This is a genomic window from Sphaerisporangium viridialbum (genome assembly GCF_049674955.1).
GTDB lineage: Bacteria > Actinomycetota > Actinomycetes > Streptosporangiales > Streptosporangiaceae > Sphaerisporangium > Sphaerisporangium viridialbum.
On sequence record NZ_CP187232.1, the window covers coordinates 6,482,375 to 6,508,277 of the forward strand.

The following is a 25,903-nucleotide window of genomic DNA, read 5'->3' on the forward strand; positions in this document are numbered from 1 at the left end:
CCAGCCGAATCACCGTGTAGCCCAGCCTTAGCCGCCGTGGTAACTGCCACTTGGGCATCTCGTACGGCCTCGTCTCGACTGCGCGCTCGATGCCCCACCCGCTTGCAAGGCTCAAGCTTTCCGAATAACGGTCCCGGCGATCGGGTCACCGACTTCGAGAACGTACTCGACAAGTGGATTGTCAATAAGTTGAATGTCCGCCGGAGGCTCAGCCGGCCAGGACACAAAGAAGCGGCCTAGCATGATTACTCCATCGACCGGTCCGTCCGGAAGTTCGATGCGTGCAGCTACATGCGGAGCCACTGTCAGGCGTTCCTCTTCAAGGAAGAGAACAACAGTGAGTCCGAGTGCTACCCGGCTTATTGGCGTGGGGTCGTGCCGCGATGCATCCCGCGCCGCTATGATACTTTCTCGAATGTGATCTGCCAGCGGTCCTTGTGGAATGCCGGACCACAAACATTGTGCCAAATAGACATGCTTTAATAAGGCAACGCGGAGGATGTTAGGATCGGGCCCCCGGCCCCTGACGACCACCTTCTTGCTCAGCAGCATGGCATGGATGTCGACTTCCTTTCCTCCCTCCACGGCTGCGAGGAACTTTCCATCCCGTGTTGGCATAATCCGCATCTTGCCGATTCTTCGAGAGCCTTGCACGTTTTCGGCAGCTAATTCAACGTTGCTGATCGCGCCGTAAAACCAGTCCTTAACTCCGCCTTCCACGCGGCCCCCGAAAGTTTGGTTGCAGGCACGACAGGTCCGGGTCATTATTACCCCGCCGATGCTCTTCGGGGGCACATGTTCGTCCTTCTCTGGTATCCCGCCACAGATGGGACAGCTCTCGAAGAGGCGCCGTTCAATTTTTCCAATCAACTCCGGTCGTTTCATCCTGGTGCCAGGCTCTATGTCGATGCCTGCCTCAATGATTCGTCCATCGTCAAGACTGACGTCCAGTGAGCGAGGAGGGCGACGTTTCACGAAGCAAAGGTTATCTGCTCCATCCCATTGGCCTAGCAGTGCCGAGGACACGCGTACGTGCTCACCCCGGGGTGTGCGCCAGCCCCTCTATCGAGATGCTCATCGCCCCCGGTTCGTACAGGACCTGGCCGGCACCGTGGACATCGTGATCACCCAGACTGCCGACCGTGATCCGTACTCCGGCCGTACTCTGGTGCGCTCCTACGGGCGGCTGACCGGTGCTGGCCGGGCTGGCGGCCATCATCTGGCCCGGTCGGCTCCAGCAGTCAGCAAACCGTCAACCGCCTTCGATGGTGAACACCGGCTCGGCGAGCCCCTCCACCAGCTTGATCGCCACCGCAGCTCGCTCCAGCACATGCTGGGCGCCCCATTCCTTCACCGTGGGGGGGCATAGGTCTACCATTTTACGCTACCATCAGATTCTATGCCCATTACGATGGGACTTATAGATGGAGCTGGGTTACCCATATCTGACGCGTCAACCGATTAACAGGAAAGCAGAATAGCGCTCGCCGACTCCCGCTCCCCCTGAAACGGCGGACGGGAGTCGGCACCGCGCGAATCGTCGCGAAAGAGGCGTCGTGCCCGGGGTGTGGTGTGTGCAGCCGACTACGTACCGCCCTGGCCGAGGCCACCGCGATGCTCGGCGACCTGGAGGCCACCGGCTCTGCCGAACCGCCTGCCGGAGGAGGAGCCAGGACCGTCCCCTTGGGGAGGGACTACCGGCCCGAGTCCGGCCAGACTCATGCGGGCACGGGGGTTCCTCCCCGCCTCTTTTCCACGCTGGTCCCCGCCTGAGGGTTGCCAACGCGAAAGGCGATTACTCAACGTATCGAACCGACCGCTGTTTGTCAGCGGCCAATCTCGTGCCCAAACGGTACACACTGGGCCATCAGCGGACCAACCCGAGCGAATCTTGTTCACAGGCCGACGCCGCGCATCGGGTTGTCGCGCCACTTGTCGGCGGCGCGGATGTAGCCGTGCGCGACGGGGGACTTCTCCGACCAGCGGCCATGCCGGGCGATCGCCGAAACGGGCGCCCCGGCCTTGGCGGCGGCGGTGGCGCCGCCGGCGCGAAGCGAGTGGGCGGTGTAGGTCTCGGCGCCGGGCAGGCCGGCCCGGATCGCGGCGCGGCGGACGATGAGGTTCAGGCCGTGCCCGCTCATGCGCTTGGCGGCCTTGCCCGACGCCCCGGTGCTGCCGGTGGTGATGCGGCCGTGCCGGTCGACGCCGCGCAGCAGCGGGCCGGTGGTGATGCCAAGCTCGGCGAGCGCGGCCATCCAGGCCTGCACGACGCGCACCGGGCAGGTGTCGGGGTGCGAGCCGTAGGGCAGGGGCACGACCTCGCCGCGGGCGTCCTGGTCGGTCTTGGACTGGCGAATGAGGACCTCCAGACCTTCGAGGGTCACGGCCAGGTCCTCGATGTCCAGGGCGGCCAACTCGCTGCGACGGCCCATGAGGGCGAAGCCGAGCACCAGGGCGGCGCGGTCGCGCAGGCCCGCCAGGCTGGCGACGTCGCAGGCGTCGATCATCGCGCGCAGGATGTCGAGCGCGGCGGGTGGCGCCTTGCGGGTGCGCTCGCCTTCGGCGGCGCGTTCCTTGCGGTAGGCGCGCAGGGCCAGACGGGCGCCTTCGGCGTTGAGGGGAAGGCCGGCCTTCTTGTGCCGGGACTGCACGCACGCCAGTGCCCGCTCGATCGTGGACGGCGCCGGGAGCGTGCCGCGCTCGGTCAGGGTGGCAGCCAGGTGGGTGACGTACTCGGTGAGCGTCTCGACGGTGGCCGGCATCGGGGTGCGGCCCGCCGAGGCGCACCAGGCGGTGAAGGTGTTCCAGTCGCGCGTGTAGGCGCGGCTGGTGTTGTCGGCCAGGCCGCGGGCGAGGCGGACGCGTACGGCCTCGCTGGGGTCCAGCCAAGGTGAGCCCAAAAGCCGCAATACATGCTTGTTAAGCGGCTTCCGGGCTGGTCAGCGGCCTGCTGAGGACCCGTCGGAGCTACTGAGGCGGCGAGCGGCCCGGTGCGGCAATCATCCGATACCGCTTCGTTCCCTGATGCACTTTTTGCCCTTTTGGCTCCGACTGGAGACGGTGTCGCGCGTGCGTATAGATCGCGTGGGCACGTTGGCGCGGGTATCGGGTGGAGTGGGACGTCAGCGATGACCTCGATTGAGCGGACCGCGTATCCGCGGTTCAAGCGGCTGATCAGCGCACGGGAGCTGCATCTGTTCTTCTCCCCGACCAGCCAGGAGGTGGCCTGGGCGGCTGAGGGCACCGACTCCTATGAGCACCAGCTCGCGCTGCCGGTGGCGCTGAAGTCGTATCAGCGGATGGGCTGCTTCCCCAGGCGGGAGGAGGTTCCGGACGTGGTGGTGGACTTCGTGCGGCGGGTGGTGGATCTGCCGGAGGGGACGCTGCCGGTATACGCCTCGGAGCGCACGGCTCAGCAGCACCGTACGCAGGTGCGGCGGCGCACCGGTGTGGTCTACGACGGCGTGCGGGCCCGGGCGCTGGCCGAGGAGACGATCCGGGACGAGGCCGCATCGAAGAACAACCCGGCGGACCTGATCAACGTCGCGTTGGAGAAGCTGGCAACAGCTACGCCTGCGCGCCAGCCGCTCCTGACGCAGCGGCGAGGGCTCGCGGCTCCAGCGCGACGCACGGCGAGGCATGCCCAGGCTCCTCCCGGCACCGAAATCTACACGGGGTGCCGCTAACCAACGTGGTACCAGCCGCCAAGCAGGCACTGATCTGCGGAATCAGCTTCTCGCTTCCAGTTCGGCTCGCGCCGTTGGCTCTTCGACGGCAGGGCGGTCCGTCGCGAGTTGAGGAACGTACTTGTAGAGGGGTCGAGCGGCTGACGCCGAGTACGGGGACGGCACGCCAGAAGTGGGGCCGCCGACTGCTGTAGTCGCAGATCAGCGGGCCCGCTAGGGAGAACCGGTTGCGCAGCCGTGGCAGCCGGTCGAGCGTCCGCCGACGCGGTCGCCGACCTGCCTAGCCGGGTCGGCACCGTCGCCCGGCGCCGCTCCTTGCTGAGGCAGTCACACCAAGGAGACCGCAACCGTTAAGGCCTCGCAGCCCGGCGGACCTTGACGGAAGCACCACGAGGTTCCCGAGGAGGACCAGGGCGAGGGCCGCAATCAGGCCAGCCTGCTCCAGGTGAGCTCGGCTGTGCGTTGCGCACCCCACAGTCGGGTGGGAGTGGCGGTGCTGAGTTTGAGGAGCGGGCCTGCGAGGCTCACCTTCCGCACCTGGGGCCGCCCGATCCAGTTCGGGAAGAGGCTGGTGGTGACGTGGTGTTCGACGGTCGCGGCATCGACGACTTCGAACGGCCCGCCGTAGGCGACGTAGCCGATTGCCGCCTGGGCCAGTTCATCGGTCGTCGCGTCCTCAAGACGTGCCGATCTCATGAGTGGGTGGTCGCCGCGCCCCAGTTGGGCGGACATGTATCCCTGAGGGGTATAGATGATCAGGCCGTTCGGGGTGGGTCCGAGGGGGTGGATGACCTCCCCGTCGGCGCTCGTGGCGATGTACGAGACGAGCTGCCATGCGCCGAGCAGCTTTTTGCGGAGCTCTGCGCGGTCCTGCCGTTCATTGCCTGCGGCGGCTCCGTCTGTGACGGTCATGGAAGGGTGCTCCTTTCGTTTCAGGGGAGCGGCGATCATTGCTGGGAGAGGTCGCCGTCGACGAGCCGCCACAGGTGCAGAGGGTTCGCCTCGCGCAGTGGCTGCGGCAGGAGGTCGTCCGGGAAGTTCTGGTAGGTGACCGGTCGTACGAACCGCTCGATCGCGCCCATACCCACGGAGGTGAAGCGGCTGTCGGAGGTGGCCGGGAACGGACCGCCGTGGGTGGAGGCGTAGGAGATCTCCTGCGGGATCGAGAAGGCGTTGAACACGATGCGGCCGGTGCGGCGCTCCAGGATCGGCACGAGCTGTTCGGCGGCGATACGGTCGGCGGCGTCGGCGTGCAGGGCGGCCGAGAGCTGTCCACGAAAGGCGCGGGCGGCTTCGAGCAATTGGTCCGTGCCGGTCAGTCTGACCAGCAGGATCACGGGGCCGAAGACCTCCTCGCGCAGGGCCGGTTCGGCCAGGAGCTGGTCACCGGTGACCTCGTACAGCAGGGACTGGCCGTCCCACGCGCGGGCCGGGGCCGGTCCCGCGCCGATCAGCGTGGCGCCGTCGTTCTCCATCCGCTGCACGTTGCGGATATAGGAGTCGTGGATGCCGGGGGTGAGCATGGCCCGTGCGGCCACCTTCTCTACTTCGGCCGTCGCTGCGTCACGCAGTTCCTGGAAGCCGGGTGCGTCGACGGCGAGCAGGATGGCGGGCTTCAGGCAGGCCTGCCCGACGTTGTACACGGCCCGCTGGACCAGGCCTGCGCCGATCTCCGCCCCGCGGGCCGCCAGGGCGGCGGGCAGCACGAAGGTCGGGTTGACGCTGGTCATCTCGGTGAACACGGGGATGGGATCGGGACGCTGCTGAGCCCGGCGGTGGAGGGCCATGCCACCGCCCTCGGATCCGGTGAAGGTGACCGCGCGGACCAGCGGATGGTCCACCAACGCCTCGCCGATCTCGTTGCCGGCGCCGCGGACGAGGGAGAAGACGCCCTCGTGCAGTCCCGCTTCGGCAACGGCCTGCCGGATGACGCGGCCCTGGATCTCGGAGGCACCAGGGTGTGCGTTGTGGGCCTTGACGATGACGGGGCAGCCGGCCGCCAGGGCCGAGGCGGTGTCGCCGCCCGCCACCGAATAGGAAATCGGGAAGTTGCTGGCACCGAAGATCACCACGGGTCCCAGAGCCACCTTCTGCAATCGGTGGTCCAAGCGCGGTGTGGGCTGCCGGTCCGGCTGCGCGGGGTCGATGGTCGCCTGGAGGAAGCGGCCCTGACGAACTACGGTGGCGAACCTGCGGAACACCGTAGCGGTCCGTATCACCTCGCCCTCGAACTGGGCAGCGGGCAGGCCGGTCTCCAGGGCAGTACGTGCGGCGAGTTCGCTCTTGACCGCCTGCAGCTTGTCGGCGATGAGGTCGAGGAACGCAGCCCGCTCAGCCAGTCCGGTGTGGCTGTAGCTGTCGAAGGCTTCGTCGGCGAGGCGGACCGCCCGGTCGACCTCGGCCGCACCGCCGAAGGCGAACTCGGGTCCGATGAGTTCTCCGGTGGCGGGGTTGAGCGCCTTCATGGTTCCTGTGGTGGCGGGCACCTGGGCCGCTCCGATCAGCAGGTCTCCGGTCAGTTTCATGCGTGCGCTCCCTCGAATGCGGCGGTGAGCTCGCCGGTGGTGGTGATGGCGTGAGCGAAGGTGGGGCCGTTCAGCTCATGCGCGGCGTGCATCATCTCGGGGAGGAACGCCGCGGTGGCGTCACGCACCAGCGTGACGTGGTGGCCGAGCTCCATGGCGAACCGGCCGGTGGACTCGATGCAGGTGTTCGCGAGCAGGCCGATCAGCACGACGTGAGTGATGCCGTGCTGCTTGAGCTGGAAGTCGAGGTCGGTGTTGGCGAACCCGCTCTGCGCCCAGTGCTCCCGGGCCACGACGTCGCCGGGCTGCGGCTGGAAGTCGGGGTGAAACTCTCCGCCCCAGGTCCCGCGGGCGAAACTATGCCGCTCCATGATGGCGCGTTGGGTGGGGTTGGGGTATTCCCATGTCTCGTAGTCGCCCGGCTCCCAGCGACGGTGCGGAACGAACATCACGCGCACGCCGGCCTCTCGGGCGGATGTGACCACAGAACGCAGGTGATCCAGCAGCCCGACCTGCTTCGCCACGGACTCCACGCGCGGCCAGATCTTGCCGCCCTCGGACAGGAAGTCGTTGTAGGGGTCGACCAGCAAAACGGCGGTGTGACGGGGGTCATACGTCTGGGACATGGCTTCCATTCCAATCTGGATGATGACAAACATCCAGAAGTGAGATTACGCTCATCATCTAGAAAGTCTAGTATTCCCTGGTCAAGCACCTACTCAACGCACACGTGTATGATGTCAATCATCCAGCTGCGTGGTGGGTTCCACTGCGCTCCCCCCACGAAAGGCATGGCCGACATGGGCCACTCGCAGGCGGACAAGGCGGCGACCCGCGAACGGGTCCTGCGGATCACGTCACGCAAGGTCCGCGCAGAAGGCGTCACTCGCCCCAACATCGCGGACCTCATGAAGGAGGCCGGGCTGACACACGGCGGCTTCTACAAACACTTCGACTCACGTGACGATCTGATCACCCAGGCCGCCGCCGTCGCCCTCACAGAGGGCTCGGCGAAGATGGAGCGGGCCGCGCGAAAGAATGATCAGAATGCGCGGGCCGGTCTCATCGACGCCTACCTCGCACAGCCGCACCGCGACCAGCCGGCCACCGGCTGCGCGCTGGTCTCCCTCGGCGCCGCCGCCGGACGGGGCGACCAGCAGCTCAAAGAGGCCTATGAGAAGCAGGTCCGCGCCTACCTGGAACTGATCGCAGGTCTGGACGACAACGTCGAGGACGCCCGGGCCGAGGCGATGCTCACTCTCAGCGCCCTGGTCGGCACCGTGCTCATGTCCCGGGCTGTGGCCGACAAGGACTTCTCCGACGAGCTACTGGAGACAGTCGCCCGGCAGCTCAAGCGATCCGTGTCAGGAACCGTTCCCACCGCTTGACACGCCCCCAGACGCCTGGGTCCGGTCAGATCTGGGCCGCGGGCCGCCCCGGGAGCGGGTTGGTCACCCCACCTCGGGCGGCGGGCCTTCCCCCAAGGCCAGGTAGTTGCGGGGATTTGGTTCTTGTCAATCGGCTGAGACGGGCAACGGGGCTCCTGTAGATCAGATGTCGGCGAAGATCATCTGAAGAGTGGAGTCCCGTTGCGGGATCAGTGTGTCATTTCCCGGGTGGTGCGGGTGGCCGCGGGGGTGTTCGCACCGGGGCATCTGGGAGAGCTCACGCAGGTCGTGCCGTTCGAGTTGGTGGACGCGGTGCTGGCGGAGACGGGCCGGGTGCAGCAACGGATCCGAGAGCTTCCCTCGCGGGTCGGGGTGTATTTCCTGCTGGCGATGTGCCTGTTTCCGGAGGTCGGATACCTGCTTGTCTGGGACAAGATGACCGGCGCTTTGGCGGGGCTGCCCGCTGTTGTCTCACCGACCGCGAAGGCGTTACGCGACCTGCGCCGCCGGGTGGGCGGTGCGCCGATGCGGGCGCTGTTCCAGGTGCTGTGCGGCCCGCTGGCGCGGCCGATGACGCCCGGGGTGCGGTTCGGCCCTTATCGGACGGTCTCCTTCGACGGCTGCAGCTCGCTGAAGGTCCCCGATACCGGCCGGAACCGGGCTTGGCTCGATCAGCTGGCCCATGGCGGCTATCCCCAACTGGAGCTGATGACCCTGGTCGAGACCGGAACCCGGGCGATGATCGGCGCGGTCTTCGGGCCCACCGCCACGGGCGAGACCGAATACGCCAAGCGGCTGCTGCACCTGCTGACCCCGGACATGCTCGTGCTGTGGGACAAGGGATTCGACGGCAACGACTTCCTCGCCGCGGTGACGGGCACCGGAGCCCAGGTCGTAGGCCGCCTGCGCAGCAACCGCCGCGCTCCGATCCTGTCCCGCCTGGCCGACGGCTCCTACCTGTCGGTGATCGGCTCGGTCCCGGTGCGGATCGTCGATGCCCAGATCGCCGTGACCTGCACCGACGGCACCGTCTTTGACGCCTCCTACCGGCTGGTCACCACGCTGACCAACGCTCGCCGCCACACGGCCGGCGCCCTGGTCTCCTTGTATCATCAGCGCTGGGAGCACGAATCGGCTTACTACGCGCTCCGGCACACGATCTTGCACGGGCGCGTGCTGAGGTTGGGCGACCCAGCCGGCGTCGAGCAGGAGATGTGGGCGCTGCTCACGCTCTACCAACTGCTGCGCACCGTCATGGTCGACGCCGCGCAGTCCCGCCCCGGAACCGATCCCGATCGCTGCGGGTTCACCATCGCCTTCCACGCTGCCCGTGACCTGGTGATCCAAGCCGAAGGCGTCCTCCCCGAAGCTCCCGACCCCACAGCACGTTGACATGCGGCCGGTCCCCGAGGAAGTCGTGGGCCTGGCGTACTGCGTACGGCGTTATGTCAGCCGGGATCCACCATCCGGCCCGCGACCAGGCCTCATCGGCGACCATCGCGATCGGCCCGGCGTCGTCGTACATCTGTTCGGCCACCTGGATCCGCGCCGCCTGTCGTAGCTTGTCGATGTCCTTATTGACCGGGGAGGTCGCACCCAGCGGCGCGCCGTCCTGAGCTGGTCTGGCGCTGCCATCCCAGATCACCTCAGCGTCCGGGACGCCTGGGATCTGGCCGAGCACGACGGCGACTTGGTTGGCCCGGTCCCGCTCGTGCGTGACGCGCGCGTCCGACCGCGACCGCGCCGGGCGGTCGTCGGCGGGCTCGGCGCCGTAGATACGGCGCGACTCGCGCGGCTCGTCGCGCAGGCCGTGGCCCAGCAGCAGCGGGAACAGCAGGTGTTCCAGGAGTTCTTCGAGCCCGCCTTCGACGTTGTTCGCGTCACCGGTGACCGCGAACGGCGTGCGGATCTGGGACAGGCCGTCCCTGGTGGAGTCCACGACGTGAACGGGCTTGCGGTGCCGGTCCCGTTCAGCGGCCTGGGTGGTGAACGCCACCGCGTAGGCGATGGCTGCGGACCACAGGGCCGGACGCCAGCGCACCTGCGCGTCCCGGCACAACCGCTGGGCCTGCTTGTGCAAGGTGGGGTCGTGGCGCTCCAGCGCTTCGGTGATCGCGGCCAGGCTCGCCCCGGCGCCCAGGTGAACGAAGAAGGCCGGGTGCCGCCTCTCGCGTGGCGGCAGCCAGATCCAGGACCGGTCCAGCGGCTGGTCCCACCGGGACATGACCAGCGGCCAGCCGCGGCGCCGGTTCAATTCGCGCTCCAGCCGACGGCCCAGGTTCGCCCCGCACGTCAGCGCGAGCACCGCCGCGACCGCGGCCCAGCCAGCCCGCGCCGACAAGTTGTGGTCCAGCAACCGGTCGATCTGCACTGCCAGATACGGCAGGTCGGACACGCCACCGCTGATCGCCGTCCCAGACACACGCCGGACAGACCGCATCCCCCTCGGCGCTGGTGGCGAGCAGATGGTGCTCGGGGTAGCGGTCGCCGCAGATGGGGCACGGCGTCGTCGATTCCGGCTCCGTGGCCTGGACCCGCCGCCAGCGTGCCTCGGCGAGTTCGGCGTCCACACGCGCGGCGATCTCTTTCGGCGTCTCGGCGCCGGCGCGGGCCCCTGTCTCCAGATCATCGATGCTGGCCTCGTACGGCGCGAGCACACTCAGCCATAGGGGCGCGTCCGCCCAGCGGGGATCGTCGGGGTCGGCGTCGTCCGCCTCGGCGTCGATATCATCGACGTCGCGTGCTGCGTCCAGCGACACCGGGCCGCTGTAGGCGTGGTACTGGCCGCCTTCCAGGTCGAGCGAAGAGGCCGGCCACCCCAGCTCCTGCAGGTAGTTCAGGATGGTCTTCAGCCAGGCGTCCGCGCGCAGCGTCGCGCTCGCGGCGGCCGGGATGGCGAGCCCGTGCAACACGTCGGTGTACGCGCCGCCGTTCGCGGCTTGCAGCCGACGGGCTTTCTGCGCGGCGGTGGGCTGGTTCTTGGGCATGATCGGCTCAGGTCCCCGGCGGTCCCCCACGCCGACCGCCGGATCGTCAGGTCCGAATCCGGGCAGCACCAACCTGCGCGGGACTCGAAAGCCCTTAAAACCGGGAATCGGTGTCGGCGAAGGCGTGGGACCTCATCGACGGCCCGGGGGCGTGCGCGGCTTGCCCTACCGCCCATCGTACGGCCCAGCTCAGGCTGGGCAGCTGGATACTGCCAGGGTGAAAGCAGAACGCACCTCCACGATCACCCTGGAGGGATCGCGACCCGATCCGGCGATTGAGCTGAGGGCAGCGCGATGATGAACGGCACTGGGAGCCCCTCCGGGGGCGACATGGGAGTGCCCCGAGCCGTCGTCGGCGGCAGTCACACGGTAGTTGCGGCCCGAACGCTGAGACATTTCGGGTGACCATTTAAGTAGACGAGCGACGGCTTCACGCAATTGGGCGTGAATTGTCATTGGGTTGCGCCACCATGTCTAAGTGCGCGTTGCGGGTGACATGTCTTGACTAATCTGGAGGGCACTCAAAAACTTTATGTATGGATATGTCCGGTGAACGCCGTTCGTGGTGTTTTCTGCGGTGACGGCTGCTGCGCCTGGCCACCGGCCCGGAGCCTTCCGCCGTCGCGGGCGCCTTCGGGATCATCACCGCGAGACGTGCTCGTTGCGCAGGTACCCGTGTTCTGGCGGCGGCGATGAATGGGGCGTCGTGCTGAGGCTCACACGCTTTCGGCTGTTGATCCAGCAGCGGCATCTTTCCTCCGCAACCTTCCTGATCCGTTTCGGCCGAGCTTCCTCGGAACTGGCCCGCCTGCATGACGAACCACGGCTGGCGAACCTGACGATCTCCAGCCGCACCTACGACCGCTGGATGACAGGGGACATCAAAGGTCTGCCGACACCCGATGTTTGCCGCGTTCTTGAGCACATGTTCGGTGTCACAGCGGAGGTGCTGTTCGCCACGGTCAACGCCGGCAGCACACCGCAGGGCGGTGCTGTGCCGTTCCCGCAGCCGGCCGACGGGAAACCGGCCCTGACCGGGGCTGATCTGTGGGACTCTCCGAACCGCATTCGGGCCCAGACCAGAGAGCTGTTCCCCGACCAAACAGAGGCGGCCGATATTGCCCTGGCTCAAGCGGCGATCGAACGCGTTGTGGAGCAGTATGAAGCGGTGGGGCCGGAGCGGCTCGGGCCGGAGGTCCGCGTTGTGCGCCGGATGCTCCACGGCCTATTGAGGGGGCGGCAGTCTCAGGCTGACAGGCAGCAGGTGTGCCGGCTCGCCGCGCGAGTCGCGGGGCTGCTGGGTTACATGGCGGTCAACACCGGGCACGAGGCCGCGTTCGCGTACTGCGAGGAGGCCGTGGCCCTTGCCCGGGAGGTGAACGACAACTCGACCATCGCGTGGGCTCTGGGCACGACCTCGTTGGGGTTGTACTACGCCGAGCGGTACGCAGAGGCCGACGCCGCCGCCGCCGCGGGTGTGGAGCTGGCGCCTTGGAGCCCGCAGGCGATTCGTCTGCTGGTCAATGGGCGGGCACGTGCTCTGGCCAGGCTCGGCGACCGAAGCGGCGCGGTGCGGGCGATCGGGCAGGCTTTGGAGCTGTCGGATCGGCAGCCCGGCGTGGTGAGCGGCTTGACGTCCTGCATCTCCTTTGAGCCGTACGGCATGGCCCGTACCTTGTCCAACGCGCTGACCGCGCATGTCTCGTTGTCTGACACCGCTCGTGCCTTGAAGTACGCCGATGCGGTCGACGCCCAGGTGAAGGCATCTGATTCTGCGTGGAGTAAGGCGCTGGTGCGGCTGGATGTGGCCAGTTCGGTACTTCAGGGCGCGGCTCCAGATGTTGAGCGCGCGATGCATCTGGGGCATGAGGCGTTGGATGCCGCTGCCGGCAAGCCGATCCAGTCGATTCTCAAACGTGCGCGGGAACTGCGCGTGCAGGCCTCCCGCTGGGACGGCCTGCCCCCGGTGCGCGAGTTCGAGGAGCGGCTAGGCTCCCTCACGACGAGCCGCTCTTCAGGGCGAGGAGCCAAGCAGCGCGCGGGCCCCTAGGCCCCGACCGGTGAGGACGGTACTGCGGCCGGACAGGCGGGCGTTCCCGGTGGATCCGCCGCCCGATCTGGTCGCCCCGCAGGTGATCGCCGCGCATGACTGGTCGGCTTTCCAGGCGCTGCCCCGCATGGCCGATCATTGGGACCGGCCGGGGTGGGAGGGGGGACGGGCGTTCTATTGGATGCTCACCTTCCCCGGCGAGGCAGAACTGATCGAAGAGGCTCTTGCCTGTCAGGCGGCCATCCAGGACGGGGGCTTTGACCTGGTGCCCGCTGACGGGCTGCACGTCACCATGCCCAAGGTCGCCGATGCTTCCCAGATGGACCGCGGCAAGCTGGCAAGCCTGGTGGCTGTGGCGGCCGAACGCGTTCCGGCGGCGTTCGATATGCAGGTGGGTCCGTTGACCGGGTCACCAGGCGCGCTGCGCTACAGCGTCGCCCCCTGGGAGCCGCTGGTCGAGCTGCACGCGGCGTTGGCGGAGGCGAACGCCCAGGCGCAGGCCCCGGGAGACGGCTCCACCGCGTCGTTTCGCCCGCATCTGGGCATCGCGTACAACGCGGAACCGCGTCCCACGGCGCCGGTGGTGGGGTGGGTGGCCGCGCTGCGTGAGCGGCCGCCGGTGCGTGTCACGGTGTCCCGGGTGGAGTTGGTGGAGTTGCGGCGTCAGTGCGCCGTCTACCGGTGGGACGTGATCGCGAGTCTGCCCCTTGCCGAGGCACCCAGGTCAAAGGCCGTTTCCGCTGATCGGAAACGGCCTTTTTGATCTTCTGGGTGACCAACTGAGTGACTAAGAGCCCGGCAGTAGGCCTACCGTGTTCGGCGGCTTGCTCCTGGCCGCCAGGGTGGGCACGAGCGCCCCGACTATGGAGTCCCCTACGTTCGGTAGTCACGGTTTCGAGTACGTCATTGCCGCGCTGCCGCACGGCTACGGCCATGAACGGGTTGCGGCCTTGGCAACTTGGATCGGAGGAAGCAGATGCCGCCATGGAGCATAGCCGCAGTTGCTCGCTTTCGATCTCCTGACGCGAATTCGTGGATCGGTGTAGTCGGACGTTTCTGCGTTCTCGCTGCGCTGGCCAACCCGGCCGCGGGTGCGATGACTAAATCAGGGGAAACAGTCTTGCTCTTTCATAAAGCGCCAGCCTCGCGGCATCAGGCCAGGTCAGCAGCTCGGCGCGTTTACGAGTCACGCAAATCCAGGAGTGGCCAACATCACATCCGGCACCCTTGACGGAATTTTCTTTATCAGCCGACAAAGCCAACGAAATTCTCGAGGCTAGACTCCGGTCGATATCAAAGACCCGGTAAGGAGACTGGATTGTCGACCAAAGATGGGTGCAGCTCCACCCCAGGGAGTGGTTGAGCTGGGCGTTTGCGGTCGGGCTGTCTGAGCGAGGAGTCGTTGTCTACCGTGTGAGCAGGCGCGCGAGGCGGTGGTGGCGATGGGCTCGTTGCCGGAGGAGTCGGCGCAGCGGGAGACGGCGGCTCGCCGGCACCCCATCGGCCGATTCCTACGTCAGGTCCTGGACCTCGAAGTCGCTGAACTCGGGTGGCGGACCAAGCCGAAGGTAATCGCCAATGCGGGACAGGCCGGTGCGCAGGTCGGACACGACCTGCTCTGGTGTGGCGTCGCCGAGATCGTAGGTGTGGTCGAAACCGAACCAGGACTCGGCTGTCGTCCGTCCTCGGGAAGTTCGCTCGGTGCGCGGCCCCGGCCCGAGGTCTCCAAAGAGGATCAGTTCTTGCAGGCTGGAGCTCTGCCACCAGGCCCGCCATTGGCGGGATCCGTTGACGGCCTGGACGAGTTGGTCTGATCTGCGCTGGTAGGAGCTATCGCGGGGCAGGCTGCCGCGGTCGTCGCTCCAGTAGACCCGCAGCCATGGCCGCTGCGGGTCGGAGTAGTTCGGGACGAAAGGCTCCGGCGGATCTTGGCGCTCGCCGTGCAGAGCCTTGCGGTAGGGCTCGAGGTGAGCGATGAACTCTGTCCAGGACTGGGGGTCGTAAGTTTCGGCGAGGTAGTTCTCCTGGGGCCGGGTGGCCAGGGCGAAGGCGGCAGCAGCCAGATCGCGCAGATCGTCATCGAGGGTGAACGGGTTACGGTCGAGCCAGTGATGGGCGACCTCGTCCGGCGCGATGCCCGAGATCTGAGCAGCGACCAGGCAACTGATCGCCAACGACGACTCGACGTAGCCCTCCTCCACGTACTCCTGGCTGTCCTCAAGGAACTCAGTAAGTGCCTCCGCCATCGCGGCAGCGACATCCTCCTGCTCTTCAAGATTGGCGATGGCATCTGACGCCTCATCGCTGTCAAACGGGCCTTCGAAGAGAGTCCAGTCGTCCACCATGCAGCCTTTCCGGAGATATGCGCCGGTCAGGCTATATGGTCTCACCAGCACAAGAGGCCCCGTCCGCTTGATCAACCCAGTCCCTCAAGGGGAGCCGCACCCACCAAAGATTTCACCGCGTCCCGCGGCCCGGCAGCCTGCTGCTACTCGGTGGACCGCCGGGCGCCAGCAAGTCCGCCGTCGCCGACGCCCTCGCCTCGGGTGCCGAGCGGCCGACGGTCCACCTGTACACGGACAGCCTCTACGTGTGGATCCGCTAGGCACGAGCCCTCCGGTGATCACTGAGCGTAGACAACTCAATGATCACTCAGGCTCGTGCCTGCCTCGCTTCCCCGGACAATCACCAAGCCACCCAATGCCCCTACTGCCGGGCTCTCTAAGCCTCCAGCCGTCCCTTGAAGATCCGAAGCGCCGGGTTCGATGGATGAACTCTGCACCAGATCCTCACAAGTGCTGCGCATCGCTCGCATACGTGTCTGCTTTGATGGCGCCGTGATCAAGTGGAGAATGCCGGAAGGTCGGGAGGTCTACTGGACGTTCGGATGCGGGCTCTCCGCGATCATCGCCATGGCGTGCGCCACGTTCGGGACCTTCTTCGATATCTACCTGGTGGCTAACGCGCAGGTCTACTGCCTGGGCGACCTGGGCGCGGGAGAGAACTTCGCCGGCACCTTCTGGTCCCTGAGCCGATTCGCGATCTTTCCGATCATCTCAGTACTGTCAGCGCTTGTCGCTCTGTCATTCCATCTGCTGGCCCGGCTGCCCTGGCTGGCCGGTCGCACATGGCCAGGCCTCATCCTGCTGGCTCTCACCGTTGCCGGTTCCATCGCCGGACCGATAGCGATGACTCTGTACGACGTGGCCACGGAGGGCACCCCAGGCGATTGCGTTCTACCGTGGTGGCCTTCATGGCTTCCCTCATAACACCACAAGCCCTGCAACCCGCGAACGGCACCTATCCGCGCAGGAACCGCGATAGCACCGATACGGCTCCGGGAAATGATCACACTGAGGACAAGAAGCGATCTTCCAGACACCCGCTCCATCCCAGGTCAAACACACTCGTGAACAGCCCGAGGCCGGCACCGGGCCGCCGGCGCCGGCTGTGCCGGTCAGATGATGCCGAGTTTGTCCAGCGCATGCAGGCAGTCGGTGAACCGGTCGGGGCGCATGCGCTTGGCGGCTGCTTCGGCGGGGGATTCCTGGGCGGCGCCGTGCTGCCACCAGACCTGGCCCGTGGCGCGGTCGGTGACCAGGAAGCGGTCCTTGACGGCGGGTCCTCGCACGATGAGGGAGACGGTGCCGGGCTGGGCGACCGCGGCGTGGACCATGGTGTGGTGCAGGGTGTAGCCGTCACCGGTGCGCTCGGTGCGCACCAACTTGGGATGGAGCTCCGAGACGTCGGTGGTCTCGTCGAAGCCTTCCTCGGTGCCGTAGAGGGTGTGGGTGTAGCTGCCCGACAACAGCCGGGCGGAGTAGGTCCAGCGGTGGTTGTGCGGCCGGTCGTAGTGGTCCGGGCCGAACAGATGCACGCGGACGCGGAACCCGGATGGGTCGTCGTGCAGGACGAGCTTGTCGAGGATGTCGTAGTGCTCGCACAGCTGCTGCAGATGAGGATCGCCGCTGATGGCCTCGACGGCGGCGCGTAGCGCGGCGGGGTCGGCTGCGAGTGTGGCGAGCATGCCTGCGGCGCTGGTTTCGACTCGGGTGGTGTCGTTCCAGTCCACGGCGCGCAGGGCGGGGGCGTGGTCGTCGATCACGGTCATGCCGATACTCCTGACGGTGGAAGTACGTCGCCGGGACGGCCGGGGTGGCTGCCCGGTGGGGCGCAGTGCGCGGTGCCGGTGCGGCAGGCGTGGTGCAGGGCCGTGGGGATGTCATGGCCGGCCAGGTAGGAGGCGGCGAATCCGGCGGAGAACGCGGCTCCGGCTCCGTGGGTGTGTGCGATCGGGCCCTCACCGGCCGGGGCGCGGTAGCGTGCGCCGGGCTGGTGGGCGATCGCGCCTTGGCTTCCGAGGGTGACCAGGACAACGGCGGGGGTCAACCGGGCGGCGAGGTCGTCGGCCACCTCGTCGGCCAGGTACGCCTGGTGCTCGGGCAGGCTGGTCTGAACGACGGCGGGGTGTGCGTGGGAGGCGGCGCGCTGGATGCCGGGGTGCAGCGGGTCACCGCCGAGGTTCAGCATCAGCGGGACGCCCGCGTGGGCGGCCGCGGTGATGGCTCGGGCGGCGTCGGTGGTGAGCACCTGGTAGCAGTCGATGTAGGCGAGCTTGGCGCGGGTCAGCGCGGTGAGGTCGGCGTCGGCCAGGCCGATGTAGGCCTGGGTGAGGTGAGCGAGCCAGGTGCGGGTGCGGGCCTGGTCGGTGACCACCGTCAGCTCGGAGGTGGTGGTGCGGGCCCGCAGGGACAGCCGGTGTTGTACGCCGGCGGTGTCCAGCCGCGATAGCAGAGCCGATCCGGTCGTGTCGGCGCCGACGTGGTTGGCGCTGAGCGCGGTGCGCAGCCCGAGTTTGCGGGCGGTGATGGCGGTGATCGGCCCGTCGCCGGCCAGGGAGTGGGTGACAGTTGACCGCAGTTGCTCGCCGAGTGTGACCGCGGACCTGTTCCAGCGAAGTCGTTGTTCATGAGTTTTGACCGCACAATATGCCTTATGGTGACATGCCGGATGCGCTTCGTGATGAGAGAGCGCACCCCGCCTACGGCCTGGACGCACTCCGCGCCGACCTGGACCGCTTCACCTTCCTCCTCGGCGGCAGCGACGGCGAGCGCCTCTTCGAGCCCGCCAGAATGAAGCCATGAGTTCCGCAGCACCCCGGACCGGGCAGATCCTCTTCCTCAACGGGACATCCAGCTCGGGTAAATCGGGCATCGCCGAGCAGCTCCTGCTCGTCCTGGACCGCCCCTTCTTCCACATGCCCGTCGATGCGATCAACGCAATGCGCGCCCGCCAGCGCACGCTGGAGCTGGACCCCGGCGAACTGGCCACCGTCCTGGCCCGGACCCGGGCCGGCTTCCACCGTGCGGTCGCGGGCATGGCCCAAGCCGGCAACGACCTCGTCGTCGACCACGTCCTCAGCGAGCAGTGGCGCCTGCTGGACTGCCTCACCGTCCTCAGCGGCCTAGACGTCGTCTTCATCGGCGTCCGCTGCTCAGAACAGGAACTGGCACGGCGGGAGAAAACACGCGGCGACCGGCAGCCCGGGCAGGCAGCAGCGCAGCTCCGGCAGGTCCACTCCTACGGCAGCTACGACATCGAATGCGACACCACCACCGCCAGCCCCCGTGACTGCGCCCTGACCATCAAGCAGTCCCTCGGCCACCTCCCGACCCCGCGAGCCTTCGACCGCCTCAGATCCGCACTCCTTGGTTGACCAGTACAGAGGCTGAAACGCCTGGCCCCGGACCGACACCTCTGCCAGACTGCGGTCAATTCCAGCGAACAAAAATCACGGTCCCAGCCGTCCAAGTGCGGTCGGAAGGCACGAACCACTGCGGTCGGTTCTCGCGAACAAAATCAAGAGGGTCTCCTTTTCGCTCCTGGCCAAGGAGCTCGACCGTCTCACCACGCGGATGTACCGGGTGATGGGCCGCGACGTCATCATCCTCGACCGGCCCGACGACGAGGACCTCCTCAGGCACTGGGTCGACCAGGGGCGCGTCGTCGCGCACCACCCGCGCGACGCGGAGTACATGACCCCAGCCGAGGCCCGCGCACACGCCGCGAACTACGCGGCGGCCGCCGACCTCGCAGACGCCGAACCCGCACCCGACCCCGCCGAGGTCCAGCGCATAGCCGGGATCATCGCCGAGGCAGAACGGGACCTGCGGAACTCCTACGCCGAAGACGCCCCGAGGTCATCGCCCGCGCGTCATCGCCGCCGACTACCGCAAGGAGATCGATCATGAGTGACCTGACCCGCGCGCTGGCCAGCATCGCCGGCGACCTTGCCGAGCACGACCAGCTCACCACCGAGCTCGGCGAAGAGGCCTCCGACTACGTCGAGGTGAAACGCGCCGACCTCGACACCCTCGTGGCGGCTGCGGGACATGGCGAAGGGACGACGCGGCCCTCCCTGGAAACGCGAGCCCCACTGATGCCCCGCGCCGAACCGTCCCGGAACCGCACCCCGCTCCCCGACCGGCGGCCGCGCGGCTCCTCAGCCGCGAAGCGGGAGGCACGCTGATGCCGATCGCTGTGGTGTTCCTGATCGCGTTGTGGGTCGCGTGCATGTACTTCGGGTTTCTCTACGTGTGCCCGGTCGTGGGCGTGCTGACCTTGGTGGCGGCCACGCTGGTGGGGGCCGGCCAGTACTTCCTGCGTGCCGGGCGGGTGCTGCTGCCGGCCACGGCGGATGGACCCTCTGCGGCGGTCCCCGGAGGGGCAGGGGCGAAACGGGACCCCGCCTACCGGCACTACGGTCCTGGGCACGGTGACGCGGCGGCTCATGACCAACGTCCAGGGCTTCTTCCTGCTCCCCGTCTGGCTCGCCGTCGTGGCCCGGGGTCACGCTGGCCGTGATCCCGCTCGCGGCCGAAGGGCTGGCGTTCACCTCCGCGTACGCGCTGGTGGTCGCGGCCGGGACGCCCGCGTGGGTCGTCTGCGCGCTGCTGCTGCTCGGCCTGGAGCAGGTCTTCATGCCGTCACCTGCGGCTCCGGCACCATGACGGCAGGCGTCGACTTCTGGGTCGAACGGCACCGCGGCACCCCCGCCGTCGAGCGCACATTCCAGGTGTTCGGCACCGGGCAACCGATCCCCGCAACGGCGATCCACCGCAGCACAGCCGCTCGCGACCCGCACGGCCTGGTCTGGCACCTCTACCAACTGGGTCCGGATCGTGTCTGACCAGCTGTGGAAAATGATCACTGTCTAGAGGCGATTGTATCCACTCGTCGCTCATCGCTGCGGTACCGGAGCTTCTGCAGTGCCGTTGTGAGGATCCGCGCAGCGGCGATCCCCACAACGCTACCGATCACGTTGAAGGTGAAGTCGGTCGTGCTGCAGACCCTGTCCGAAAACATCTGAAGCGCTTCGATCACGGCGGAACCTGCTGCGAGTCCCAATGCCAGCACGACGGGTCGGCGAAACACTAAATACCCAAAGAAAGCTGGCGGCACGTAAAGCGCGGTGTTCAGATAGTTTTGAGGATCCCATAGATTCGCCATCCCGAACAGGCCGTGCACTTCACAAAAAAGGAACCCATAGTAGTTGATGCGATACGGGAGGGTTGCAGCAAGTACGCCGGCACCCCCCAAGAAAAATATGAAGGAAACACCCCTGCCGGCCCCTGTGCGCCGAGCAAGCCATCTGGATGCCGGTATTGAGGCGATAACTAATGCGACCAGAATGCTTGCAACGGGAATCAAGAGAGTCATATTAGACAGAAGTACCTGTATAGGCACGGGTATATTTATCACAAGACTTCTTTCATACAGTTTGCAGTGCGCGATGCTACTCATCGCGCACTGCAAAGATTACCGGTCGTGAAGTCTAACAGGATCCCCATACTGATGTAACGTACTGGAAGCCGGTTGCCGTGTTGAGCATCACGCCGTGGTAGCACCCCGGCGAACGGTCAACCCAGAGCGATTCGACAGCGGTGTTTCCAGACGAAACCGTCTGCGTTGACCCATAGGTAGCACTTTCGGCACCTGCACCACTAGAGTTGGTCTTCTGATAGCCCAACTTGATTGTCGTAGAGCTCCCCGAGGTCTTCTGGTACTCCAGGTTGACGAGTTTGAGATTTCCGCTGCCCATGCAGAAGCCGGCGCGAAGTGTGCCGTTCTGGATTGCTCCAGAGGCGGTCCCCATGTGGACGTACGGGGAGCAGCTGCTGACATCTGCATTTGCGGCCGACGATAAGACTCCCAGGCCGATGCTTACGAGCAGGAATGTTACTAGTATAGACATGCCTCGGGTGATCGATTTCATGCTGGATCCTCTCCGGTTGCTTAACCTGCCGCTTTTGATGTGTCCAGGAATGCAGAATGACTGTCATTCGGTGCAGCGATTCGACATCCCCCGACAGGCTGAATGCTTGACAATGAGATCAAATCATCCGGCAATAGGAGAGTAAATGTGAATTGAGTCACATAATTTATATCAGTCGCATTGATCATATATGGCCATGCATATTTTTCATATTGCACTTTGATCACTCAGGTATCAGATGCAACTGCAGCATCGTTAGCAAATCTTTGTCGATGAAGATTGAGCCGTCGCCGAATTGAAGGACTGCGGCCGTTGCTGTCCTCCGGGTATGTTTGGCCATATGCCGCTGGTTCTTTGCGGCGTTCGAATCCACCCGTAGCATCTCGTCGATGACGCCTGTATGGATCTAGCCGAATGTTGCGAGGCGGCGACTCCTCGGAGTCGGCCAGTCACCAGTCAGCGCTTTGGTTCCCGTGCGGTGGCTGACCTGGAGCTTGCGCTCGATCGCTCGGCACGACAACCCGCACGTAATTCGCGACGGATCGACGCGTAAGCCCGACCTTGTCAGTCTGCGACGCCATGACGCCCGCCTCGCGCGCAGTAGCGGCGCTGTACTCCAGCCGTAACGAAATCAGTGGTACTCAATCTCATCAACATTTGCGCACACTAGACCGCAGATGGACACCACCGACCTACAAACGCTGCCAATCTCGTCGTCACGGCCAATGCCCGGCCGCGGCCGGAATCGCCATCGGCGTTCTGCTCAGCATCCGCGCCCACCGGCGCCAGCAGTCACGTAAGCCGGCCCCGGCCTTCCGGCTGGCACGCCGACTCCAGGAGGAAGCATGAGCGGGACCAAGCACTCCACACCGGAGTTCCGCGCCATCACAGACGAGCTGACAATCCTGCGCTGCCAGGTCGGCTCCAGCGTCCACGGCACCACCATCGCCGGCACCGACGACCGCGACGAGATGAGCATCTGCGTCGAGCCTGCCGAATACGTGATCGGGCTCACCGGCTACGGGCTGGGCCTCGAACACTTCGACCAGTACGTTTTCCGAACCCAACCGGAGGGAGCGCGTTCCGGGCCAGGCGACCTGGACCTCACGATCTACTCCCTACGCAAATGGATGCGCCTGGCCGTGACCGGAAACCCCACCGTGCTGCTGCCGCTGTTCGTCCCGCCCGAGGAGATCGTCACCATCACCCCGCTGGGCGAGGACCTGCGCGGCCAAGCCGACGTGATCCTTTCCCGCCGCGCCGGCGACCGGTTCTTCGGCTACCTCCGCGCCCAGTGGGACCGCATGGTGGAACACCCCAACGGGACCCGCACCAACCGGCCCGAGCTGATCCAGCAGTACGGGTACGACACGAAATATGCCGGCCACATGATCCGCCTCGGAGCCCAGGGCATCGAGCTCCTGCAGACCGGGCGCATCACGCTGCCCATGCCGGAACCCTGGCGATCCATGATCGTGGACATCCGGCTGGGCAAGTACACCAAGGTCGCGGTCCGAGAACGAACTCGAGAAGCTCATCCCCACCTGCGACCTGCCCGACGAGCCCGACATGCATCGCGTCAACCGATGGCTCGTCACGCTTACCAGGGCGCGTGGACGCCTTGAAGTCCAGGAGAATCAGGGAATGGACAAGGAACAAGCCAAGCTCATCGAATGGGCTCGCAAGGAATCCGCAAGGCTGAAGGACTGGGCCTTAACGAACACCAACGTCGTCAAGGCGCCCATAGTACGACCGATAGCAGCGGGAGTCTTGGAGTTCCTGCGCCGTCATGCTCCTGGCACCCAGTTCTTAGAATCAGCCGAAAATGTGTTCCGTACCGACAGCAACATGTACGCCAACGCAGCTATCACCGGAATGGCCACGATTCTCGACCTATGGATCGAATTCGTCGAGAGCGGTATGGCCGACATCCAGCCATTCGTGGTAAGTGCCCGCCTGGAAGCTGCGACGGACCTGATGGAACAGGTCCAACAGCTCCTGAACGACGGCAGGAACATCCATCCCGCCGCGCCGATCACGCTGGCCGGCGCTGCTCTTGAGGAGTTCCTTCGCTCCCTCGTGGCGGCGACCAGCGTGACCGTAACGGGCAAGCTCGGGATCAACGCCTACGCTGGCGCCCTTCGAGCAGGTAACCACATCAGCGCCCAAGACATGAAGGACATCACGCTGTGGACCTCGGTGCCGGTGTCGGCGGCGGGGTAGCGATCCACCGCCAGCACCCGGGCGCCGGCGAGATAGCTGAAGCACGCGAGGTCCACGGCGTCGTCCATGCTCAGGCCCAGCCGCGCTCAGAGTAGGTGAGGTCCTTGCGGTAGTGGGCCAGGGCCTACCCACGCCGGGTCGGTGGGCGGCATCAGCAGTCCGGTCGTCTCGATCCTGGCCGCTGCTCGTGTTTGGGGCCGCAACTCCGCCAGCCTGCGGCGGGTGCCACGGTCGACGTGATGGCCGTCGAGTGCGGCACGATCTCCGTCAGCGATGGTGCGGGCGATCGTCGCGGCGGACAGGGCCGCGATGACCATCCGCTGGTCGGCGTCCGACGTCGCCGTCAGCACGGCCAGGGCCACGCGGGAGTCCGCGATGAACACCCGCTCTGCGGCCGCCATCGCCTCGGGGCTGCCGCCGTAGCGTTCAATCTCCTGATCGTAGGGCTCGACGGACAAGCCGCTCGCGAGACGGTCCCCGATGAGATCGGCGACCAGAGCGGACATCGCGGGCAGGACACGACCGCCGAGATCGACGGGGTCTGTGTGGTGGAATCGGACCCGCAGATGAGGACCGGTGTGATCGGCGTACCGCAACCAGAACCACTGCGTGTGAAGGCCCTCAGCGAGGGTGCCCACGCGGGTGAGTACCTCGTCCTGGCAGGTCGCGGGGGTGCTGATCATGAGGGAGAGCCAGTCGCTACCGGGCAAGCGGAGTCCCTCGCCCGGTCGTCGCACCGGCCTGGCGGTGGTGGAGGGCCGGAGCGCCGGGGTGGCGGGTGCCTGCGCGCTGGCGAGTGAGACCACGAGCTCCAGGGCGTGCTGCCCGGTCGGCCCTGCCACCACGCCTTGAACGGCGCCCGGTCCGCCTGGCTGTTCGGTGACGGCGTTCATGCCTCGCCTGACGTGGCGGCGCAACAGTGCCCGGTCGTCGGCTCGTCGCAGGTCCACAGGCGGTGCCCGGTCGTGATCCTGGACGACGACGACATCCGGCGGGGCCGGGACGGTCGTCGTCCGCCACTCCTCCAAGGCGGCGTCCCAGCCAGTCGAGCGGTGAGCGGCACCGGTCACTGAAGCCGGCATGACCCATCGGGCCGGGGTGAGGATCGTGGTCCGGTAACGGACACGCGGCTGAAACGGCGTGCTCGCCAATGGTCCCCATGACCATGTCCGCCAAGGGCGGCATCCGTGGTGCCCGAGCATCCGCAACAACTGAGCGATCGGCGGGAGCAGGTGAGGCGACAGGCGCGAGTACAGCACCCGATGATCGGCTGGTCCAGGCCGGCCGACCACAGCAACAGACGCTGCCCGTCGGAGACCAGCAGCAGATCATCCACCTTCAGGTCTTCAGGGCGTACCGGAACACCGAGAGGGATCCGGTGCTTCGCGAAGCCGGTCGCAGGAGCCAGCGTCGCTCCGGATGGCGTGCGCGCTGCCACCACCAGTTCCGCGACCACCGTGTCCCGATCCTGGTAGTCCGCCTCCCGCAGGCCAGGCAGGAGTGAGGCGAACCGGCCGGACGACGATCCCGCGTCCTGGGTGTGACCGCCGGGGCATACTGCCAGACGCAGGCGTCCGGAGGCTGCGGCTTCGGGCGAGTCGGCGATCACCCGCACATAGGCTTCGGCGGTCGGTGGTGGCAAAGCGTCGTCGCTTCCGTTGGCCGCTGCCAACGCCTCCACCGTCGCCTCGTCCAGCTCCACCTCAACGCGGCGCTGCTCGATCGCGGAGGCGATCAACGAGGCCAGTACGGTCATCGACTCCGTCTGCGTCGCCGGTTCGGTGTCCGTCACCTCGGCACCGATCCCGACGACGGGGTCGACCGCGTCGACCAACCAGACGAACCGGTGCCGCCCGTACCGGGCCACGAACCGGTCGTGGTAGCCGGCCAGTGGGTCTGAGTGGCTGCCGATCCGCCACAGGACTCCCGCGGCGTCGGCGGCCTGTTCCGCCAGTCTCACCGGCAGGACCAAATGGGCGTCGACGGCCACGTCGACACAGAACGGCCGCTCGTGGACGAGTACCCGGTCGGCGACGGCCCGCGCGGCCGCCAGCGCCTTTCGCCGCTCGGGTACGCCCGGCGGGAACGTGTCGGCGTCGGCGAGGTGCTGACGGATCAGTGTCAGCTCGTCCCGCAGGGCGCTGCGCAAGGGGAGTTTCCGCAACAGGTGCCCCAGCGGGTCGTCGCTGCCGCAGTCCGGGAGCAGGTCGGTCAGCAGGAACCCGCGCCGCACGAGCTCCAGGACCACGCTGCGGGCCGATGGTTCGGGCGCTTCGGGCCAGGTGCGGGTGACGGCGTCGAGTACCTCGCTCCACTGCGCCCCGCGCGTGCACACCTTCATGATCAGGGTGGTGGCGTCGGTCGCGCGGACGGTGACCCGCCGCACCCCGACCGTCCCCGGTTCCGCCTGCCGTTCATGTTCCAGCCGTTCGCCCCGCCGCACCACCATGTTGTTGGCGGACAGGGTGAGCGGCGGCAGAACGTCTGGGTCGTCGAGAGCGCGGGCGGACACTGCGGCGAGCCATCCGGGGTCGGGGACGCTGCGGGCCCGATGCTCACCCCCCATGGTCAAACCGCGCAGACCGCCACGTTCGGAGAAGGGCGCGGAGGCGACACCGGCGAATACGCCATGTGGTGTGGGCCGTGACCGCGCCCGGAGCGTGTAGCTCCGCATGGTCGCGGCACCGCGGCCGTCCCGCAGTTGCTCAAAGGCTCCGGTGACGATCGTGTCCGCTTGCCTGGACGCCAGGAACATCCCCTCGCGGACCA

Annotated in this window: 26 protein-coding genes and 1 pseudogene; 14 read left to right on the forward strand and 13 right to left on the reverse strand. The window is 66.7% G+C overall.

All coding sequences use genetic code 11. The features are described from left to right. Positions 1-111: 111 nt before the first annotated feature. Positions 112-975 (reverse strand): HNH endonuclease, encoded by an 864-nt coding sequence (locus tag ACOZ38_RS29305; protein WP_424534377.1) that lies wholly within the window; start codon positions 973-975, stop codon positions 112-114. Between the two features lie 920 nt (positions 976-1,895). Beyond that, positions 1,896-2,909, reverse strand: coding sequence for a tyrosine-type recombinase/integrase (locus ACOZ38_RS29310; protein WP_424534378.1), 1,014 nt, complete (start codon positions 2,907-2,909; stop codon positions 1,896-1,898). A gap of 219 nt (positions 2,910-3,128) precedes the next feature. On the opposite strand from ACOZ38_RS29310, the gene ACOZ38_RS29315 reads away from it, so the two are divergent. Beyond that, positions 3,129-3,686: a DUF4158 domain-containing protein gene (locus ACOZ38_RS29315; RefSeq protein WP_424534379.1), complete on the forward strand. Its 558-nt coding sequence runs from the start codon at positions 3,129-3,131 to the stop codon at positions 3,684-3,686. A gap of 426 nt (positions 3,687-4,112) precedes the next feature. Here the strand turns inward: ACOZ38_RS29315 and ACOZ38_RS29320 are convergent, their stop codons facing one another. Genes ACOZ38_RS29320 through ACOZ38_RS29330 form a run of 3 tightly spaced genes read right to left on the reverse strand, consistent with a single transcriptional unit; the run spans position 4,113 to position 6,837 of the window. Then, a complete protein-coding gene (locus tag ACOZ38_RS29320) occupies positions 4,113-4,598 on the reverse strand; it encodes a lipocalin-like domain-containing protein (protein ID WP_424534380.1) in 486 nt (161 codons plus the stop codon). 35 nt (positions 4,599-4,633) lie between these two features. Further along, positions 4,634-6,211 carry an aldehyde dehydrogenase (NADP(+)) gene (locus tag ACOZ38_RS29325; protein ID WP_424534381.1) on the reverse strand — a complete coding sequence of 526 codons (1,578 nt, stop codon included), beginning with the start codon at positions 6,209-6,211 and terminating at the stop codon, positions 4,634-4,636. Continuing rightward, positions 6,208-6,837: a cysteine hydrolase gene (locus tag ACOZ38_RS29330; protein ID WP_424534382.1), complete on the reverse strand. Its 630-nt coding sequence runs from the start codon at positions 6,835-6,837 to the stop codon at positions 6,208-6,210. Before ACOZ38_RS29330 ends, ACOZ38_RS29325 begins: the two co-directional genes overlap by 4 nt. A 165-nt stretch (positions 6,838-7,002) precedes the next feature. Here ACOZ38_RS29330 and ACOZ38_RS29335 point away from each other — a divergent pair, with 165 nt between their 5' ends. Next, entirely contained in the window at positions 7,003-7,599 is a 597-nt protein-coding gene (locus ACOZ38_RS29335; protein WP_424534383.1) for a TetR/AcrR family transcriptional regulator, read from the forward strand. A 201-nt stretch (positions 7,600-7,800) separates the two neighbouring features. Beyond that, entirely contained in the window at positions 7,801-8,991 is a 1,191-nt protein-coding gene (locus tag ACOZ38_RS29340; protein ID WP_424534384.1) for an IS4 family transposase, read from the forward strand. On the opposite strand, the gene ACOZ38_RS29345 is transcribed toward ACOZ38_RS29340, so the two are convergent. Next, entirely contained in the window at positions 8,906-9,994 is a 1,089-nt protein-coding gene (locus tag ACOZ38_RS29345) for a hypothetical protein (RefSeq protein ID WP_424534385.1), read from the reverse strand. The genes ACOZ38_RS29340 and ACOZ38_RS29345 overlap by 86 nt on opposite strands. Positions 9,995-11,319: 1,325 nt before the next feature. Between ACOZ38_RS29345 and ACOZ38_RS29350 the strand changes: the two genes are divergently transcribed. Together ACOZ38_RS29350 and ACOZ38_RS29355 are read left to right on the forward strand one after the other, a co-directional pair. Then, positions 11,320-12,636 carry a hypothetical protein gene (locus ACOZ38_RS29350; protein ID WP_424534386.1) on the forward strand — a complete coding sequence of 439 codons (1,317 nt, stop codon included), beginning with the start codon at positions 11,320-11,322 and terminating at the stop codon, positions 12,634-12,636. A gap of 10 nt (positions 12,637-12,646) precedes the next feature. Continuing rightward, positions 12,647-13,399 carry a 2'-5' RNA ligase family protein gene (locus ACOZ38_RS29355; protein WP_424534387.1) on the forward strand — a complete coding sequence of 251 codons (753 nt, stop codon included), beginning with the start codon at positions 12,647-12,649 and terminating at the stop codon, positions 13,397-13,399. A 748-nt stretch (positions 13,400-14,147) separates the two neighbouring features. On the opposite strand, the gene ACOZ38_RS29360 is transcribed toward ACOZ38_RS29355, so the two are convergent. After that, a complete protein-coding gene (locus tag ACOZ38_RS29360) occupies positions 14,148-14,981 on the reverse strand; it encodes a DUF4259 domain-containing protein (protein ID WP_424534388.1) in 834 nt (277 codons plus the stop codon). A 450-nt stretch (positions 14,982-15,431) separates the two neighbouring features. On the opposite strand from ACOZ38_RS29360, the gene ACOZ38_RS29365 reads away from it, so the two are divergent. Continuing rightward, entirely contained in the window at positions 15,432-15,905 is a 474-nt protein-coding gene (locus tag ACOZ38_RS29365) for a hypothetical protein (RefSeq protein WP_424534389.1), read from the forward strand. 188 nt (positions 15,906-16,093) lie between these two features. Here the strand turns inward: ACOZ38_RS29365 and ACOZ38_RS29370 are convergent, their stop codons facing one another. Beyond that, positions 16,094-16,747 carry a hypothetical protein gene (locus tag ACOZ38_RS29370; RefSeq protein ID WP_424534390.1) on the reverse strand — a complete coding sequence of 218 codons (654 nt, stop codon included), beginning with the start codon at positions 16,745-16,747 and terminating at the stop codon, positions 16,094-16,096. Then, positions 16,744-17,694, reverse strand: coding sequence for a PfkB family carbohydrate kinase (locus ACOZ38_RS29375; protein ID WP_424534391.1), 951 nt, complete (start codon positions 17,692-17,694; stop codon positions 16,744-16,746). Before ACOZ38_RS29375 ends, ACOZ38_RS29370 begins: the two co-directional genes overlap by 4 nt. An 82-nt stretch (positions 17,695-17,776) precedes the next feature. Between ACOZ38_RS29375 and ACOZ38_RS29380 the strand changes: the two genes are divergently transcribed. The 6 genes from ACOZ38_RS29380 (at position 17,777) to ACOZ38_RS29405 (ending at position 19,825) form a co-directional block, all read left to right on the forward strand. Continuing rightward, on the forward strand, positions 17,777-18,352 hold the full coding sequence (locus tag ACOZ38_RS29380) for a chloramphenicol phosphotransferase CPT family protein (protein ID WP_424534392.1): 576 nt from the start codon (positions 17,777-17,779) through the stop codon (positions 18,350-18,352). A gap of 199 nt (positions 18,353-18,551) precedes the next feature. Beyond that, positions 18,552-18,887, forward strand: coding sequence for a hypothetical protein (locus tag ACOZ38_RS29385; RefSeq protein WP_424534393.1), 336 nt, complete (start codon positions 18,552-18,554; stop codon positions 18,885-18,887). Continuing rightward, positions 18,884-19,165: a hypothetical protein gene (locus ACOZ38_RS29390; RefSeq protein WP_424534394.1), complete on the forward strand. Its 282-nt coding sequence runs from the start codon at positions 18,884-18,886 to the stop codon at positions 19,163-19,165. Before ACOZ38_RS29385 ends, ACOZ38_RS29390 begins: the two co-directional genes overlap by 4 nt. After that, complete coding sequence (locus ACOZ38_RS29395; RefSeq protein ID WP_424534395.1) at positions 19,165-19,500, forward strand: hypothetical protein; 336 nt, start codon at positions 19,165-19,167, stop codon at positions 19,498-19,500. Before ACOZ38_RS29390 ends, ACOZ38_RS29395 begins: the two co-directional genes overlap by 1 nt. Next, positions 19,497-19,646, forward strand: a complete 150-nt coding sequence (locus ACOZ38_RS29400) for a hypothetical protein (RefSeq protein ID WP_424534396.1) — start codon at positions 19,497-19,499, stop codon at positions 19,644-19,646. Before ACOZ38_RS29395 ends, ACOZ38_RS29400 begins: the two co-directional genes overlap by 4 nt. Next, a complete protein-coding gene (locus tag ACOZ38_RS29405; protein WP_424534397.1) occupies positions 19,643-19,825 on the forward strand; it encodes a DUF7352 domain-containing protein in 183 nt (60 codons plus the stop codon). Before ACOZ38_RS29400 ends, ACOZ38_RS29405 begins: the two co-directional genes overlap by 4 nt. 17 nt (positions 19,826-19,842) lie before the next feature. Here ACOZ38_RS29405 and ACOZ38_RS29410 read toward each other — a convergent pair whose 3' ends face one another. Together ACOZ38_RS29410 and ACOZ38_RS29415 are read right to left on the reverse strand one after the other, a co-directional pair. Next, positions 19,843-20,346 carry a VanZ family protein gene (locus ACOZ38_RS29410; protein WP_424534398.1) on the reverse strand — a complete coding sequence of 168 codons (504 nt, stop codon included), beginning with the start codon at positions 20,344-20,346 and terminating at the stop codon, positions 19,843-19,845. 124 nt (positions 20,347-20,470) lie between these two features. Continuing rightward, a complete protein-coding gene (locus tag ACOZ38_RS29415; RefSeq protein ID WP_424534399.1) occupies positions 20,471-20,911 on the reverse strand; it encodes a hypothetical protein in 441 nt (146 codons plus the stop codon). An 845-nt stretch (positions 20,912-21,756) separates the two neighbouring features. Here ACOZ38_RS29415 and ACOZ38_RS29420 point away from each other — a divergent pair. Together ACOZ38_RS29420 and ACOZ38_RS29425 are read left to right on the forward strand one after the other, a co-directional pair. Further along, positions 21,757-22,536, forward strand: a complete 780-nt coding sequence (locus ACOZ38_RS29420) for a DNA polymerase beta superfamily protein (RefSeq protein ID WP_424534400.1) — start codon at positions 21,757-21,759, stop codon at positions 22,534-22,536. A 19-nt stretch (positions 22,537-22,555) separates the two neighbouring features. After that, positions 22,556-23,134 carry a hypothetical protein gene (locus ACOZ38_RS29425; RefSeq protein ID WP_424534401.1) on the forward strand — a complete coding sequence of 193 codons (579 nt, stop codon included), beginning with the start codon at positions 22,556-22,558 and terminating at the stop codon, positions 23,132-23,134. Positions 23,135-23,220: 86 nt separating this feature from the next. Here the strand turns inward: ACOZ38_RS29425 and ACOZ38_RS29430 are convergent, their stop codons facing one another. Together ACOZ38_RS29430 and ACOZ38_RS29435 are read right to left on the reverse strand one after the other, a co-directional pair. Then, the gene (locus tag ACOZ38_RS29430) at positions 23,221-24,027 is read right to left on the reverse strand and encodes a thiopeptide-type bacteriocin biosynthesis protein (RefSeq protein WP_424537105.1); all 807 of its coding nucleotides are present in this window, start codon (positions 24,025-24,027) and stop codon (positions 23,221-23,223) included. Between the two features lie 81 nt (positions 24,028-24,108). Further along, positions 24,109-25,889, reverse strand: a pseudogene (locus ACOZ38_RS29435) (lantibiotic dehydratase family protein); the annotation flags it as partial. Positions 25,890-25,903: the final 14 nt, after the last annotated feature.

Excerpts from the sequence above, each read along its gene's own strand:
- ACOZ38_RS29395 (WP_424534395.1), top strand. The coding sequence starts at position 19,165 with ATGCCGATCGCTGTGGTGTTCCTGATCGCGTTGTGGGTCGCGTGCATG.
- ACOZ38_RS29390 (WP_424534394.1), top strand. The coding sequence starts at position 18,884 with ATGAGTGACCTGACCCGCGCGCTGGCCAGCATCGCCGGCGACCTTGCC.
- ACOZ38_RS29420 (WP_424534400.1), top strand. The coding sequence starts at position 21,757 with ATGAGCGGGACCAAGCACTCCACACCGGAGTTCCGCGCCATCACAGAC.
- ACOZ38_RS29425 (WP_424534401.1), top strand. The coding sequence starts at position 22,556 with ATGGACAAGGAACAAGCCAAGCTCATCGAATGGGCTCGCAAGGAATCC.
- ACOZ38_RS29380 (WP_424534392.1), top strand. The coding sequence starts at position 17,777 with ATGAGTTCCGCAGCACCCCGGACCGGGCAGATCCTCTTCCTCAACGGG.
- ACOZ38_RS29360 (WP_424534388.1), bottom strand. The coding sequence starts at position 14,981 with ATGGTGGACGACTGGACTCTCTTCGAAGGCCCGTTTGACAGCGATGAG.
- ACOZ38_RS29405 (WP_424534397.1), top strand. The coding sequence starts at position 19,643 with ATGACGGCAGGCGTCGACTTCTGGGTCGAACGGCACCGCGGCACCCCC.
- ACOZ38_RS29330 (WP_424534382.1), bottom strand. The coding sequence starts at position 6,837 with ATGTCCCAGACGTATGACCCCCGTCACACCGCCGTTTTGCTGGTCGAC.
- ACOZ38_RS29320 (WP_424534380.1), bottom strand. The coding sequence starts at position 4,598 with ATGACCGTCACAGACGGAGCCGCCGCAGGCAATGAACGGCAGGACCGC.
- ACOZ38_RS29325 (WP_424534381.1), bottom strand. The coding sequence starts at position 6,211 with ATGAAACTGACCGGAGACCTGCTGATCGGAGCGGCCCAGGTGCCCGCC.
- ACOZ38_RS29415 (WP_424534399.1), bottom strand. The coding sequence starts at position 20,911 with ATGAAATCGATCACCCGAGGCATGTCTATACTAGTAACATTCCTGCTC.
- ACOZ38_RS29370 (WP_424534390.1), bottom strand. The coding sequence starts at position 16,747 with ATGACCGTGATCGACGACCACGCCCCCGCCCTGCGCGCCGTGGACTGG.
- ACOZ38_RS29335 (WP_424534383.1), top strand. The coding sequence starts at position 7,003 with ATGGCCGACATGGGCCACTCGCAGGCGGACAAGGCGGCGACCCGCGAA.
- ACOZ38_RS29315 (WP_424534379.1), top strand. The coding sequence starts at position 3,129 with ATGACCTCGATTGAGCGGACCGCGTATCCGCGGTTCAAGCGGCTGATC.
- ACOZ38_RS29385 (WP_424534393.1), top strand. The coding sequence starts at position 18,552 with ATGTACCGGGTGATGGGCCGCGACGTCATCATCCTCGACCGGCCCGAC.
- ACOZ38_RS29430 (WP_424537105.1), bottom strand. The coding sequence starts at position 24,027 with ATGAACGCCGTCACCGAACAGCCAGGCGGACCGGGCGCCGTTCAAGGC.